Source organism: Stenotrophomonas sp. SrG, assembly GCF_050031795.1.
Lineage (GTDB): Bacteria > Pseudomonadota > Gammaproteobacteria > Xanthomonadales > Xanthomonadaceae > Stenotrophomonas > Stenotrophomonas rhizophila_A.
In genome coordinates, this window is the sequence record NZ_JBNBBE010001285.1 from 1 (window position 1) to 236 (window position 236).

At 62.7% G+C, this 236-nt stretch carries 1 protein-coding gene; it reads right to left on the bottom strand.

The genetic code is table 11. The features are described from left to right. Positions 1 to 32: 32 nt before the first annotated feature. Positions 33 to 236: hypothetical protein (locus tag ACQG3P_RS23560; RefSeq protein WP_426806398.1), on the bottom strand; the 204-nt coding region annotated here is incomplete at its 5' end.

A 236-nucleotide genomic window follows, 5' to 3' on the forward strand; every position in this document is an offset into this window, starting at 1 on the left:
CGACGATTCCAGGCCACTGCGGTCGGCGTGGCTTAGCCGTGCTGGTTGCCGAACGGATTGAAGTAGCTGTTGATCGACATCGAGCCGACCCCGGCGGTGCTGGACTGCCGCGGGTAACCGGCGATCTGGCGGCTCGACTCACGCTCGTTGTAACCCAGCTCGGTGGGGAGGTTGATGCTGTCGGTGAGCGCAAAGCGCCCATCGAAGTACACCGAATCGCGCTTGAGCGGATACAT